This is a genomic window from Shewanella alkalitolerans (assembly GCF_019457575.1).
Taxonomy (GTDB): Bacteria; Pseudomonadota; Gammaproteobacteria; order Enterobacterales; family Shewanellaceae; genus Shewanella; species Shewanella loihica.
This window is the reverse complement of the sequence record NZ_CP080422.1, coordinates 527157-540050: the sequence shown is the minus strand read 5'-3', so window position 1 is coordinate 540050 and position 12894 is coordinate 527157. Positions and strand designations below refer to the sequence as shown.

Here is a 12894-nt window from a genome sequence, read left to right as displayed (position 1 = left end):
TACAGTTTTGTTTTTATTTGTAAATAAATAATTGAAAAACAAGAGCAAAGGTGTAAACATTTCGCCGCATAATTTTTATAGATGCTGAAAAATTACAACTTATAGGGACTTAGCAAATTCATGAAACGCAGCATATTACTCGCCGTTGGTTTAGCAATTCTTTCAGGGTGTGCTTCTACAGCACAAAAAAATACAACTGAACAAGCCTACATGATTATCGACGTAAAGGGAGACTCTTCGATCAGAGAGAGAGTCTTAAATACCGTTGTTAGTTCTGTAGAAAAAAGCATGGACACGCTAACAGTAAGTCGTGGCATTCCACCGGCAGAACTGCCCGAAAAAGCAACAAGATTTAAACTAACTTCTCCTTTTGGAGATTCCGCTTTCGGTGCGCTAGTACAATCTCAAGGTGGCATGATTAAGGTACCTAGTTGCCAAGATCCACTGCTAACAATGAAATCAGATGACTCAACCGAGGGTTTTAGTGAAAAAACTTCGTTCTTCATCTGCGTTGTTCAGTATCAACAAGGCTATCACGTTGATATTTACTCAACCTTTCAACAAAGCAGTGGTGGATTATCTGTAAATGCTCTAAGCGCATCGTTAGCTCGCTCTATAGTTGGCGATACTAGTCAGATCATTCCTAGAACCATGAAAAGAGTTGAGTTAGCTCTTTCCAATGAGAATCTTGAAACTAAGGTTGTCGACAGCTACATTCCAAGTAATTGGAAAGGCGCTTTCGTTAATGAAACAAAAACCAATTAATATAATGGTTTAAAGTATTAAGAAAAGTTGCCGTAGCGAGAATTAGATCTGCACCTAATATCTAGACGTGAAACTTTTCACTACCATTCTGATAGCACCTCATTATTCAACGATGAGGTGCTATAAAACGTTTATCAAAACTGCTACACAGATTCATTTCTCCTGTTTGCAGATTTTCATCTCTACATCGAAAAGCTCAAACTAAGTAATCACCTCGTTATTTACTACCCCCAAAGAATTTGCACCTGTGTCTACTTAATTACCCAAGCTGTTATTAACGTACCCAACGCATTAGCTGATTGGCGTCTTGTACCGCGAGCTGGCGCTTAACCAACTTGCCCGAACCATCAAACAGCAGAAGTTCGGCGGCGCCCGCGCGGTATTTGGCGATCAGCTGCTCACCCTCAGGGGTGCCGACTCTGGCCAGCAGAAACAGTACATTATCGCCTAGATGCCCCCGCGCCTCGTTCATCTGCTCTGTCTGGGTATGGCTCACCGCCAGATTTGGGTCGTAGACAAACACCAGGGTCGGCGTGCCCTTGCCTATCTCCTCATGGGTCGCCTTAAAGCCCTTGGGCATCATCATAAGCAGCAGCGCGATCAGGCCCACCACGGCCAGACTCACCCCAATCGCCATCCAAGGCCCCCGCTTAGTCCCATTTAAATGCTGATTTCCCATGCCGCTCGCTCCCTTTGATAACCATTCCAGACACAAAACAGTCACTATGCTACCCAAGCAAGCTGAGGCAAATCTTAAAAATGGCTCAATTGTTCAGGTTAAAACCGAGCGTTAGCGCAAAGGCCAGACAGAGGATTAGGCCGCGCTGCGCAGATGCTTAAGGTTATGTAGCATGGCAAGCACACGTGGCGTCATGATCCTGTGGGCGGTAGCTCTGGCCGACTCCTGCGCCTGCTGCAGGGTGCGACTATCCAGCGATGTCGCCAACCTCTGGCTGCGGGCCATGGGAATGTCCGACTCAGAACAGGCTGCGGCAATATAGGCCCAGCGATAGGCATCGACCAGCTCGCCGCGAGCCTCAAACAGCATAGACAAACGATACTGAGCGGCGGGCAAGCCGGCATTGGCGGCCAGCAGATAACTCTCGATGGCGCGATCCAGATTGGCCGCGCTTTTAGCTTCTGTACTAGCCTCTAAACCATTCTCTAAACGGTTCTCTAAACGGGTCTCTACACCAGAGCCAAAACCAAGGCCGTGCTCCAACATGTAACCCAGGTTTAGCGCCGCCAACATATCGCCCTGTTCAAACGCTCCCATGAAGCACGCCAGCGCCTCGGCGTGGCGCTGCGCCTTGGGCACCTCGATTGGCCAGTCGTCTGCTAAGCCAGAATCTCCTATACATGAGTTGCCATCGCCTGTATTTACACAGCCATTATTCATAAAACCAGGGTCACGCAGCAACATCAGGCCGCGAGCGGTAGTGGCGCGTATGATGCCCCCCTGCTCCGCCGCCTCAAACAGTGCCAGCGCCGAGCGATATTTAGGCGTCCCGCCCAACCCCATAAGCTGCATCATCCCCAGATGATAGGCCGCCTCAACATCCAGCTTCTTCAGCCAAGCCTTCTGACACCAACGTTTCGCACTACGCACACTCGCCCCCACAGGCGTCACGCCGATGCAGGAGAGGTTATAGTGAAACCAAGCCTCCTCTGGCGGCAAATCTTGCCAGGCCTCGAGCAGACGCTGATAACGGCGGGGTTGCTTTTCGCCATACTCCTTCGCGCTCGGCGCGTCCCAGTAGATGAACAGACGCTCAAAGCCCTGCAAGTCTAACCAGCCCGGCATTATGGTCGGCTTACGCCGCCCCTCGATAAAAAGCATGACGGCAACGAGCAGCGCCAGCATCACGGCGATCATCAAAACCGGCATAAGATCTTCATACATGTTGTGTATCCATACCATAGATCCACTTAAGGAAATTTTTCCTAATCATTAAAAACAGCTCGGCTGATGCCGATGGCCTGTTAAGGGTTAAAGCTCAATTGCCTTGATGTCAGGAGCGATCGCCGAATAACGTTCGCATCTGGCCAGCAGTTGTGCCTTATATGCCTCCACAAAAGCCTGCTCATCTTCATCCAAGTCATTGAGCATGGCGATGACACCATTAATTTCGAGCCTTATCTTAGCCACCATCTTATCCAGGCTATTTACGATTAAGGCTCTTGGTAATCCCACCTCTTCGCTAAAAGCGGCAAGCTGATAGGCATAAATCTTATTGGGATCGAATTCATCATCTATCGCCATTGCCAACTCTTGTTCAAAATCCTCATACAGGGCGACACAAACTAAGTCATACCAAGGTGTAGGTGACATCCCCTTAGGCGTCATAAAAAACGAGTAGTTTTTCCCATGGGCATCGGCATTGCCACTCAATAAATTGAACAGCGTCCACCGCAACATATCCTGCTTGGCTGCAGCCGGATTAATACATTGATTCGCAAGACCAAACAACCTTGGCAGGCTGACACCTTCACGAATATCCCTGACATCCCGTCCACTACCAAAGTTACGTTCATATTTCTTGTTGACGCTAAAACCAAGGGCTTGGCAACTATCGATAATGTGCCGCCTCTGCACCCTGTTTTCATCGGCCAGATAGCGACGATCGAAACGTTCGACACACAAGGATTTATACTGACCAAAACAACGAATCTCGACATTCGCGACATTCAAGGCCAGCGCCTTAGCCAAGCGCATAGTAAGGAACTCGTTGATGACCAGATGCGGATGCTGTTCAAACTTCAAGATATGTGTCGATGACAGTGCTCCTTCACCGAAGCCAAACTCCTCACCATTAAAGAAGAGATTTAACTTTGACTGTACCCCAGCCACCGACAGCCTGGGTCTACCATCCCAAACCTCCATCGGCCAGAACTCAGGATCTTCCAGTCGCTGAACGATCTCATCGTCACTAATAGTCCGGAATCTTGTCGGTGGAAATGCAGAACCTTTAGAAGAAAAGGCGATGGCACCCGCAGTGTCTAGGCCAATGGCTCGAATAAGCGCAAAGGTATTGCCCTTTGCAACACCAAGCGATTCAACAAGATAATCGAGCCCCTTATTTTCAGGCAGTAAATTAACCAGAAACATGGCAATTTGCGTACTGCTACCCGAGCCATCCAAAGGGATCATAGGTGATAACGGAAAACCGCTTTGCTGCCAGGCTTGAGTGTAGCTGACCGCAAAACGCTCATCGCTTGGATCAAATGACAACGCGCCGATAAGCTGGTCACCAAGTAGCATATCTAACACAAGGATTGGTGATTCGGCCATGGCTAGTACCACTCACTTGAGCCGGCATCCGACTTTGACTCGACAGCGAGCCGAATCCCCAGACCATCAAGTATCTTGAATAGGGTAGAGATGTAGACATCTTCGCCTTTCTCGACACGAATCAGGGTTTTCTTAGTGACACCGCACAACATTGCCGCCACCTCTTGAGTCAGCGCCGCTTCCTTCCTGCGGGTTTTAATCAGTAATCCCAACGAATCTTGGTTTAACGAAGAGCTCATAAGATCACCATAAAGTGTACTTTGCTACACTTTAGCCACGATAAAGGGATGATTCAACATAAAAGTGTAGCAACATACACTTTTTGAGTATTAACAAGACCAATAGAGCAAAAAGTGTAACATCATACACCTTCTATCTATTCAAGTTAGCAAATGAACCAAAAGTGTCACTTGTTACACCTTTAGAGTCTCTAACACCGCAAAACACCATCGACACTAATCTGACGGCTCTCGACCATTTCGAAGCGGTGCCTTCTTCACTATTGCTTTGCGCGGCGGCGATACTGTAGGATAAGTTAATATTTTGTTGTTAAAACAACATTTAAGCGTTAGCTAAAGTACGCGAATAAATGTCAGGGATGGCGCCGCTCTCATCAGAGAGACGGCATAAGGCAAGGACAGCTTTTCACACCTCACCTCAAACCACTTCCTCTGGCTCTTGGCTCTGGCCCAGGCTCTGGCTCTGGCTCTGGCTCAGCCAATCTGCATGGTTTTTGACCTTGGATAAGGTTTTATCCGCAGCTGACTGATAGCTTTAACCTTGTTTTTATTAGCATTAATTGGATTCAACGCGCTCTGGAATAGCTAGAATTTCGGGCGGTAGCTATCGCTTGTGATAGTGCCAACGCTTTGGATTTTAGATGCCAAGCTGCGCTTGGCGAAAGTCGTGGTGTTCCACACCACACCGGGGGAAAGGGGACCGTTTCGACAGGCAATTGCGTCCATGCAAAAGTGCCAGCTCACCATCCATGGTTCGCGCTCATGAGCGCTCTACGAGCAATCGCCCTTATCAATCCCTCAACGCTCCAGCGCACCACTTGAAAGCATTTTCAAAGGAATGAGTTCGATGCAAGAAGTCAAAGTAAACCTGTATGACTGTCAACACTGCTCGGGTACAGGTACCTGCACCAACGGCAAAGATAATTGTTCATGTGAAGCCTGTGCCAAGAAGAACGAACTCCCTTTCTGGCGTAGACAAAATCAGCACGGACTCCTATGTGGCTCATGTGGCGGCATAGGTAAAGCAGAGCCATTAACCGAGAGAATGAACAAACGAATCGCTCCTTTGCTAGCAATAGCTATCGTCGCAAGCCTATTAGCCATCATTGCGACGGCAGCAGTTTTTGAAAACAAGTACTTCTCTGAAATTCTTGCATTTTCGAGCGCCATCATAGGTTCTATCTGTGGCTTTTACTTCTCTGCCATTAAGAGTCAAAACTAATTCTAATAAAGACTAATTCGGGGCTAACTGATGCAAGACGTAGCGAAAATAGCGGTGTTTATCGACGCAGATAATGCACCGGCAAGAAAGTTTGATGTGATCTTGGCTGAGCTTGCCAAACATGGGGTGGTGAGTATTCGAAAAGCCTACGGCAACTGGAAAAGCCCAGGCCTGAAGCATTGGGAAGATATTCTCCACGAATATGCCATTCAACCTATTCAACAGTTCGACCTGACCAAAGGAAAGAACGCCACCGATATCGCTTTGGTGATCGATGCGATGGACATCTTATACACCAAAGACATAGATATTATGTGCCTCATCTCCTCAGACTGCGACTTCACCCCCTTGGTCACAAGAGTGCTCTCAGACGGCAAAAAGGTATTCGGCTTTGGTGAACGTAAAGCCCCAACCGCTTTCGTCAACAGCTGCTCTCGCTTCCTCTACCTAGACGCAGAACCCGAGGTCGAAACCGAAGCAGAAGTGCCTATAGAGAAAGTTACTGAGTCAGCAACAGAGAAAGAACACAAAGCAGCCACGACAACCACAAAAGCCAGTCCCCCCCGTAAACAAAACCTTAAAGGTGACACCAAGTTAATTCACCTACTGCGACAAGCAATTGAGGCAACAGAAGAAGATGACGGCTGGTCACGCCTCGGCCCAATTGGCTCTCACATTTCGAACCACAGCTCATTCGACCAAAGAAACTATGGCTTCAAGAAACTCAGCGATCTGTTCGCCGCCATAGACCTGTTCGAGATGCGAAAAACCAACGGTTCAGTCATGTGGATCAGAGAAAGCAAACGAGCCAAGAAGAGTGGGAAATAGGTGGGCTGAGTACAAAAAAATACCGACGAAATAAGCCTGCTCGATCATTGAAATAGCAAACAAAGTAAGAAACATCCACGTTTAATTATTTAAAGTGAGTTGAAAACAACTAATAACTTAGGGTTTATATTACGAGGATATTATACTTTTAGCGTCAATTAATTTCCGGGATGGGTACCAAGTCACAAGCTGGAAACGACCCAGTATTTTAAAAGATATAAAAGATTTATAAATATTAATTAGAAAATCACAAAATTGCTTTCAAACCAGAATGGAAAGATTATGAGCCTCGAAAAAGAGAATAAAATAATATCCAAATTAAACAACATCGTAATGATCCTCAATAGAGCTGTTACCACTTGGAACAACTTAGTACTGCCATTGCTAATTGGCGTATTCCTGGCTTACATCCTTGATAAAAAAACTAAAGTTGATGAAATACCTACTTTTGTTTGGATAATAGTTTCAATATTTATAATGATACAGTTTTTTGTGGCAATTATTCAACACAAGGGTTCCTCTTTTGACACAATGATAATGGAGTATAGAGACAAAAATGCTGCATTAACAAATATAAAAAATGAGTTTGAAAACCTAAAAACACAATATACTAAAGATTCAACATGCTTTTATAGTCAGAGAACAGCATTAAGAAATGCCGTAAACTCTCTCAGCTATTCAATTGGTTTAATAAGAAATGTTGAAGCAGCAGATAGAGAAGTTACAGAAGAAGAATTCGATACGATGCTTGACAGTTTAGTTAGACCTCTACATATTTTCAGAGAAAAACTTTTCTCACTTGAGGCTGAAACCCTGTGGAATATTGCAATTTATTTACCAGAGATCGAAAATAATGATGAATTAGTATCGGTATGGAGAAGGCATGATGATAGAATTGTCCCTAAGAATCGAACTTGGAAACCTGGAATTGGCGTGGTTGGAGAATCTTTTGTTTACAAATCAATAAAATATTATGAAGATATCTCGAAAATTGCTAACAACAGTGGTCACAATAGTCGTTGGGATATTGAAACTTATAAAAGCATCATTGCAATTCCAATCGTACCTTGCATCGATGGCTCCAGTGAAGATGATCACAAACCCTTAGGGGTTTTAATTATGACTAGTAGTGCCGCAGAGCAATTTAATTTAGATCGAGACGCTCATTTTTTACAGACTTATGCTAATCTAATAGCCATCCTCGTTGAAAAACTTCAAACTTACTTCGATCATACTGATAACACAGCCCAAGGGGGAACCTAAAATGAGTAAAAGACGTCCTCATTTCATAATGGGCCAAGCTGTAGTTGGAACAGCTAATGATGGGTACACACTTAAAGTCGACTTCCATGATTCAACTGTTCCAAATACTTACAAACCTGACGCCCAAAAAATGCTCAATGAGTTGGAGCAAGAACTCGAAAGATTACAGCGCGTTATTGAAGTAAGAACTAGAAAACTTTCCGACGAAATTGCCGCAAATGTAAAATAGTTCAAACCCATAAAGCTGTTTTCCTCAAAAACAATATCTACCAGATCTACTCCACCATCAAGCTCAGACTATCTCTAGCCTAAATGCCAAGAGGTAGTCTATTAGATGGATATTCAATAAGCTAAGTTCAAATACCGATGATAGGCTTTGGATAGCGAAGTCAACTATCAAAAAATACAAACCTTGATTATCCTCAATAACCGACAGCATTGAAAATTTCATTTTATTTCAGATTATTAGGTATTCACAGCAAAAATTTTACGAGGGATAAATCTTGTTAGAGCAAAGCGCTTTACCACGGCGTTTAGCTGTCTGCTAACACCTTACAAGCATGTGACAACACATACAAAGAAGAAGCCCCGGCATCTCACGATACCGGGGCTTATATTCATTTGGTTTCAGGCTGTTAGGCTTTAGACCAGCATTGCTTCTAGCGCAGGAAAAATCGTTTTAGAGCAAGGAATCTTGCCGCGACGTTTAGCTGTCTACTAACACCTTACAAGCATGTGGCAACACAACGCTGCTCACTCACCACAAAGAAAATCCCCTTTTCGTATATCCATATACTCCGGGGACAATTATATCCATATGAAAAAGCCCCGATACTGTTAAGTATCGGGGCTTTCATTTTACGTTCTAAGCTTCTGAGCTTAAGACCAGCAGAGTATTTTACGTGGTATAAATCTTGTTAGAGCAAGGCGCTTTACCGCGACGTTTAGTACACTAAACGAGTGGTGAAGCAACGCAGCTATCACAGATTTAGGCCCGTAAAATTTACATCATGCCGCCCATACCGCCCATACCACCCATTCCGCCCATGCCGCCCATATCGCCAGCACCAGCTTCTTGCGGTACATCACCAACCATAGCTTCGGTAGTGATCATCAGACCTGCGATAGATGAAGCGAACTGTAGCGCGCTACGAGTCACCTTAGTTGGGTCAAGAATACCCATCTCTAGCATGTCACCGTACACATCGCTACCGGCGTTGTAACCATAGTTACCAGAGCCGTTCTTAACATTGTTCGCTACAACTGAGGCTTCTTCACCTGCGTTGGTCGCGATTTGACGTAGAGGCGCTTCCATGGCGCGCAGTGCGATAGTCACACCGTGCTTCTGGTCTTCGTTAGCCACGTCCAGCTCGCCAATCTTAGAGGCAACACGGATCAGGGCAACACCACCACCGGCAACCACACCTTCTTCAACAGCGGCGCGAGTCGCGTGCAGCGCGTCTTCTACGCGAGCCTTCTTCTCTTTCATTTCAACTTCGGTAGCGGCACCGACTTTGATCACTGCAACACCGCCGGCTAGCTTAGCCATACGCTCTTGTAGTTTTTCACGGTCGTAGTCTGAAGTAGACTCTTCTGCCTGGATCTTGATCTGGGCAACACGGGCAGAGATCTGCTCTTGCTCGCCGGTACCGTCGATGATGGTAGTGTCATCTTTGGTGATAACCACGCGCTTAGCGGTACCTAGGTCTTCCAGAGTCGCTTTTTCAAGCTCTAGACCGATCTCTTCGGCAATCACAGTACCGCCAGTCAGGATAGCGATATCTTGTAGCATCGCCTTACGACGGTCACCGAAACCTGGTGCCTTAACCGCAGCTACTTTAACGATGCCGCGCATGTTGTTCACAACCAGAGTCGCCAGGGCTTCGCCTTCAACGTCTTCTGCGATGATCATCAGTGGCTTACCAGTTTTCGCCAGACCTTCAAGGATAGGCAGTAGCTCACGGATGTTAGAGATCTTCTTGTCAACCAATAGGATGTATGGGTTTTCAAGTTCAACGCTGCCAGTTTCTGGCTTGTTGATGAAGTATGGAGACAGGTAACCACGGTCGAACTGCATACCTTCAACCACGTCCAGCTCGTTCTCTAGGGCCTGACCTTCTTCAACTGTGATCACGCCTTCTTTACCGACTTTTTCCATCGCAGTTGCGATGATTTCGCCGATTGACTCGTCAGAGTTAGCAGAGATGGTACCTACCTGAGCGATAGCCTTAGTGTCGCTACACTCTTGAGACAGGGTTTTCAGCTCGGCAACGGCAGCCACAACCGCCTTGTCGATACCGCGCTTAAGATCCATTGGGTTCATGCCAGCGGCAACGGCTTTCAGGCCTTCGGTAACTATGGCTTGTGCCAGTACGGTTGCAGTAGTGGTACCGTCACCGGCGGCGTCGTTGGCTTTAGAAGCAACTTCTTTCACCATCTGGGCGCCCATGTTTTCGAACTTGTCTTCCAGTTCGATCTCTTTAGCGACCGATACACCGTCTTTGGTGATCAGCGGCGCGCCGAAGCTCTTGTCTAGAACTACGTTACGACCTTTAGGGCCCAGGGTAACTTTAACTGCGTTAGCCAGTACGTTTACGCCCGCAAGCATTTTTACGCGAGCGTCATTGCCAAATAAAACTTCTTTAGCTGCCATGTTCTGTATCCTTTAATAAAATTCTGGTTAAACGGGATATTGAGTAACTTAGTGGATTATTCCACTACAGCCATTAAATCTGATTCAGAAAGGATCAACACCTCTTGGCCGTCGATCTTCTCTTTCTTCACGCCATAACCTTCGTTGAAGATCACTATGTCACCCACTTTCACGTCCAGTGGTTGCACTGTGCCATTTTCAAGAATTCGGCCATTGCCTACTGCAAGAACTTCACCGCGAGTTGACTGCTCGGCTGCACTACCTGTTAGTACGATGCCACCGGCTGACTTTGATTCAACTTCAGAACGCTTAACAATGACGCGGTCATGTAATGGACGAATATTCATCTACGGACTCTCCTAATGATTTTTTTGCCCAACAAACGTTGGCGGTTTATCAAATTAAAAGTGCGGCGACTTCGCTTTCGCCGCGGGATGTTCGATATATGGGGATAAGGTTTAGCAGATCCAAGGGCTTTACAAAAAAAATCTGATTTTTTTTAACTGGGTTTTATAAAAGATCAGCCTTTCCTGATAGAATTGCCCTCCTTCTGTTACCTAGGCATTCCACATACATGAGAGACAGACACGGGCTGCTCAGCCAGCCAATTGGTCGTGTACTGCTAAATATGAGCCTTCCGAACCTGATTGGTATTCTCACCATTCTTGGGTTCAGCCTTGTAGACACTTTTTTTATCAGCCAGTTAGGCACAGAAGCCCTGGCCGCCATCAGCTTTACCTTTCCGGTCACCCTGATTGTCTCCAGCATCGCCATCGGCATAGGGGCCGGGGTATCGACTAACCTCGGCCGCCTCATCGGCAGTGGCAACAGCCCCAAGGCCAAGGTGTTTCTGCACGACGCCCTGCTGATCACTTTCTGGATGATCGCCGCCCTGTCACTGCTGGGTAGCCTGTTTATCGGCCCGCTGTTTACCCTGCTGGGCGCCAACGACGACAGCTTGCCGCTGATCCGCGACTATATGTTTCTCTGGTATCTGGGGGCGCCGCTGCTGGTGCTCTTGATGGTGGGCAACCAGGGACTGCGCGCCACCGGCGATACTAAATCGCCGGCCAAGATCATGGCCCTGGCGGCGGTGATCAACCTGGTGCTGGACCCACTGCTGATCTTCGGCCTGGGGCCCTTTCCCCGCTTGGAAATTCAGGGCGCGGCCATCGCCACCCTGATCTCCTGGGTAGTTGCGCTGTCTCTGTCGGGTTATCTGCTTATCATCAAGCGCAACCTGGTAGACTTTGCCGAATTTAACCTTGAGCGTATTCACTGCAACTGGCGCCAGCTGGCCCATATCGCCCAGCCTGCGGCGCTGATGAACCTGCTCAACCCTGTGGCCAACGCCATCATAATGGCCATGCTGGCGCGCATCGACCACAGCGCGGTGGCGGCCTTCGGCGCCGGTACCCGTTTAGAGTCGGTTTTGCTGATCGCCGTGATGGCGCTCTCCTCCAGCCTGGTGCCTTTTATCGCCCAAAACCTGGGGGCGGGACAGACGGAGCGCGCCCGCGACGCCCTCATGCTGTCGCTGCGTTTCGTGCTGGTGTTCCAAACCCTCATCTATCTGCCGCTGGCACTCATGGCGACGCCTATCGCCCAGCTGTTCAGTAAAGATCCCCAGGTGATCGAGTGGCTCGCTTTTTACATCATCGCCCTGCCCGCCGCCTATGGCCCGCTGGGGATGGTGATCCTTACCGCCACCTCACTCAACGCCTATCACAGGCCGATGAGTTCCTTGGTACTTAACGTCTGTCGCCTGTTTCTGCTCCTGCTGCCGCTGGCGGCGCTGGGCTCCTATCTGGGCGGCGTGAAGGGACTGCTGCTGGCGCTGCCGATCACCAACGCCGTGATGGGCATCGCCTGTTATATCCTGGCCAGTCGCATCACAGAGCCAGACACCACGCCCAAGCACGTCGAGATCTACAAGCGTTAACAGAGGGCTAGCCGCCATGGATGATTTGCAACACGAGACGCTTGAACAGGATTACTTTGAGCATGACTTCAGCGGTGAGGATATGCAGGGGCTGCAGTTTCGTCGCTGCCGCTTCGTGCGCTGCAGCTTTAACCGCGCGGATTTGACCGACTGCCACTTCGAGCAGTGCCAGTTTGTCGAGCCAGGCGATCTGCTGGGGGGTGATTTTAGCTACGCCACACTTATCAACGCCAAGTTCAGCGACTGTCGCCTCAACCTGGCGCGCTTCACGGGTGCCCGCTGCTTCGGCGCAGAGTTTCGAGACTCTAACCTGCAGGGCGCCGACTTCTACCGCGCCAGCTTCGCCAATCAGATAGGCATTAACCACTACTTCTGCAGCGCCGTGTTCAGCGGCTGTAACCTCGCCTACGCCAACCTGTCCCAGGCGATATTGGAAGAGTGCGAACTCACCGACAATCGCTGGCGCGGCGCCAACCTGACCGGGGCATCGCTTAAAAGCAGTGACCTCAGCGGCGGCGAGTTTAGCCCTGAGCTGTGGGGCGAGTTCGATCTCAGGGGCGCCAACCTGACGAGGGTGGATCTTGAGGGGCTTGATCCCCGCGAGGTGGCACTGGAAGGGGTGATGATAGACGCCTGGCAGCAGAGTCAGCTGCTGGCGCCCTTCGGCTTAATTGTCTGTGGCGAATAGCG

General features: G+C 48.2%; 13 protein-coding genes. 7 read left to right on the top strand and 6 right to left on the bottom strand.

Annotated elements, in window-relative coordinates:
* Positions 1-120: 120 nt before the first annotated feature.
* Positions 121-765 carry a lipoprotein gene (locus K0J45_RS02465; protein ID WP_220044106.1) on the top strand — a complete coding sequence of 215 codons (645 nt, stop codon included), beginning with the start codon at positions 121-123 and terminating at the stop codon, positions 763-765.
* A gap of 274 nt (positions 766-1039) precedes the next feature.
* Here the strand turns inward: K0J45_RS02465 and K0J45_RS02460 are convergent, their stop codons facing one another.
* The 4 genes from K0J45_RS02460 to K0J45_RS02445 all read right to left on the bottom strand — a co-directional run bounded on the left by K0J45_RS02460 (position 1040) and on the right by K0J45_RS02445 (position 4296).
* Positions 1040-1444 (bottom strand): hypothetical protein, encoded by a 405-nt coding sequence (locus K0J45_RS02460; RefSeq protein WP_220044105.1) that lies wholly within the window; start codon positions 1442-1444, stop codon positions 1040-1042.
* Between the two features lie 135 nt (positions 1445-1579).
* A complete protein-coding gene (locus K0J45_RS02455; protein WP_220044104.1) occupies positions 1580-2668 on the bottom strand; it encodes a tetratricopeptide repeat protein in 1089 nt (362 codons plus the stop codon).
* An 87-nt stretch (positions 2669-2755) separates the two neighbouring features.
* On the bottom strand, positions 2756-4057 hold the full coding sequence (locus K0J45_RS02450; RefSeq protein ID WP_220044103.1) for a HipA domain-containing protein: 1302 nt from the start codon (positions 4055-4057) through the stop codon (positions 2756-2758).
* A gap of 2 nt (positions 4058-4059) precedes the next feature.
* Positions 4060-4296: a helix-turn-helix domain-containing protein gene (locus K0J45_RS02445; RefSeq protein WP_220044101.1), complete on the bottom strand. Its 237-nt coding sequence runs from the start codon at positions 4294-4296 to the stop codon at positions 4060-4062.
* An 847-nt stretch (positions 4297-5143) separates the two neighbouring features.
* Here K0J45_RS02445 and K0J45_RS02440 point away from each other — a divergent pair.
* The 4 genes from K0J45_RS02440 (at position 5144) to K0J45_RS19725 (ending at position 7838) form a co-directional block, all read left to right on the top strand.
* A complete protein-coding gene (locus tag K0J45_RS02440) occupies positions 5144-5518 on the top strand; it encodes a molecular chaperone DnaJ (protein ID WP_220044100.1) in 375 nt (124 codons plus the stop codon).
* Between the two features lie 30 nt (positions 5519-5548).
* Positions 5549-6346, top strand: a complete 798-nt coding sequence (locus tag K0J45_RS02435; RefSeq protein ID WP_220044099.1) for an NYN domain-containing protein — start codon at positions 5549-5551, stop codon at positions 6344-6346.
* 282 nt (positions 6347-6628) lie between these two features.
* Positions 6629-7609, top strand: a complete 981-nt coding sequence (locus K0J45_RS02430; protein WP_220044098.1) for a GAF domain-containing protein — start codon at positions 6629-6631, stop codon at positions 7607-7609.
* 1 nt (position 7610) lies between these two features.
* Complete coding sequence (locus K0J45_RS19725; RefSeq protein ID WP_258406749.1) at positions 7611-7838, top strand: hypothetical protein; 228 nt, start codon at positions 7611-7613, stop codon at positions 7836-7838.
* 774 nt (positions 7839-8612) lie between these two features.
* Here the strand turns inward: K0J45_RS19725 and groL are convergent.
* On the bottom strand, positions 8613-10262 hold the full coding sequence (gene groL, locus K0J45_RS02420) for a chaperonin GroEL (protein WP_144199893.1): 1650 nt from the start codon (positions 10260-10262) through the stop codon (positions 8613-8615).
* 56 nt (positions 10263-10318) lie between these two features.
* Entirely contained in the window at positions 10319-10609 is a 291-nt protein-coding gene (locus K0J45_RS02415) for a co-chaperone GroES (protein ID WP_011864277.1), read from the bottom strand.
* Positions 10610-10836: 227 nt separating this feature from the next.
* Here K0J45_RS02415 and K0J45_RS02410 point away from each other — a divergent pair, with 227 nt between their 5' ends.
* Positions 10837-12204 carry an MATE family efflux transporter gene (locus K0J45_RS02410; protein WP_220044095.1) on the top strand — a complete coding sequence of 456 codons (1368 nt, stop codon included), beginning with the start codon at positions 10837-10839 and terminating at the stop codon, positions 12202-12204.
* A 16-nt stretch (positions 12205-12220) separates the two neighbouring features.
* Entirely contained in the window at positions 12221-12892 is a 672-nt protein-coding gene (locus K0J45_RS02405) for a Qnr family pentapeptide repeat protein (RefSeq protein ID WP_220044094.1), read from the top strand.
* Positions 12893-12894 lie beyond the last annotated feature (2 nt).

What these genes read in the sequence shown, in the direction of transcription:
- groL (WP_144199893.1), bottom strand. Translation starts at nt 10,262, where the DNA reads ATGGCAGCTAAAGAAGTTTTATTTGGCAATGACGCTCGCGTAAAAATG.
- K0J45_RS02440 (WP_220044100.1), top strand. Translation starts at nt 5,144, where the DNA reads ATGCAAGAAGTCAAAGTAAACCTGTATGACTGTCAACACTGCTCGGGT.
- K0J45_RS02455 (WP_220044104.1), bottom strand. Translation starts at nt 2,668, where the DNA reads ATGTATGAAGATCTTATGCCGGTTTTGATGATCGCCGTGATGCTGGCG.
- K0J45_RS19725 (WP_258406749.1), top strand. Translation starts at nt 7,611, where the DNA reads ATGAGTAAAAGACGTCCTCATTTCATAATGGGCCAAGCTGTAGTTGGA.
- K0J45_RS02460 (WP_220044105.1), bottom strand. Translation starts at nt 1,444, where the DNA reads ATGGGAAATCAGCATTTAAATGGGACTAAGCGGGGGCCTTGGATGGCG.
- K0J45_RS02430 (WP_220044098.1), top strand. Translation starts at nt 6,629, where the DNA reads ATGAGCCTCGAAAAAGAGAATAAAATAATATCCAAATTAAACAACATC.
- K0J45_RS02445 (WP_220044101.1), bottom strand. Translation starts at nt 4,296, where the DNA reads ATGAGCTCTTCGTTAAACCAAGATTCGTTGGGATTACTGATTAAAACC.
- K0J45_RS02415 (WP_011864277.1), bottom strand. Translation starts at nt 10,609, where the DNA reads ATGAATATTCGTCCATTACATGACCGCGTCATTGTTAAGCGTTCTGAA.
- K0J45_RS02435 (WP_220044099.1), top strand. Translation starts at nt 5,549, where the DNA reads ATGCAAGACGTAGCGAAAATAGCGGTGTTTATCGACGCAGATAATGCA.
- K0J45_RS02410 (WP_220044095.1), top strand. Translation starts at nt 10,837, where the DNA reads ATGAGAGACAGACACGGGCTGCTCAGCCAGCCAATTGGTCGTGTACTG.
- K0J45_RS02465 (WP_220044106.1), top strand. Translation starts at nt 121, where the DNA reads ATGAAACGCAGCATATTACTCGCCGTTGGTTTAGCAATTCTTTCAGGG.
- K0J45_RS02405 (WP_220044094.1), top strand. Translation starts at nt 12,221, where the DNA reads ATGGATGATTTGCAACACGAGACGCTTGAACAGGATTACTTTGAGCAT.
- K0J45_RS02450 (WP_220044103.1), bottom strand. Translation starts at nt 4,057, where the DNA reads ATGGCCGAATCACCAATCCTTGTGTTAGATATGCTACTTGGTGACCAG.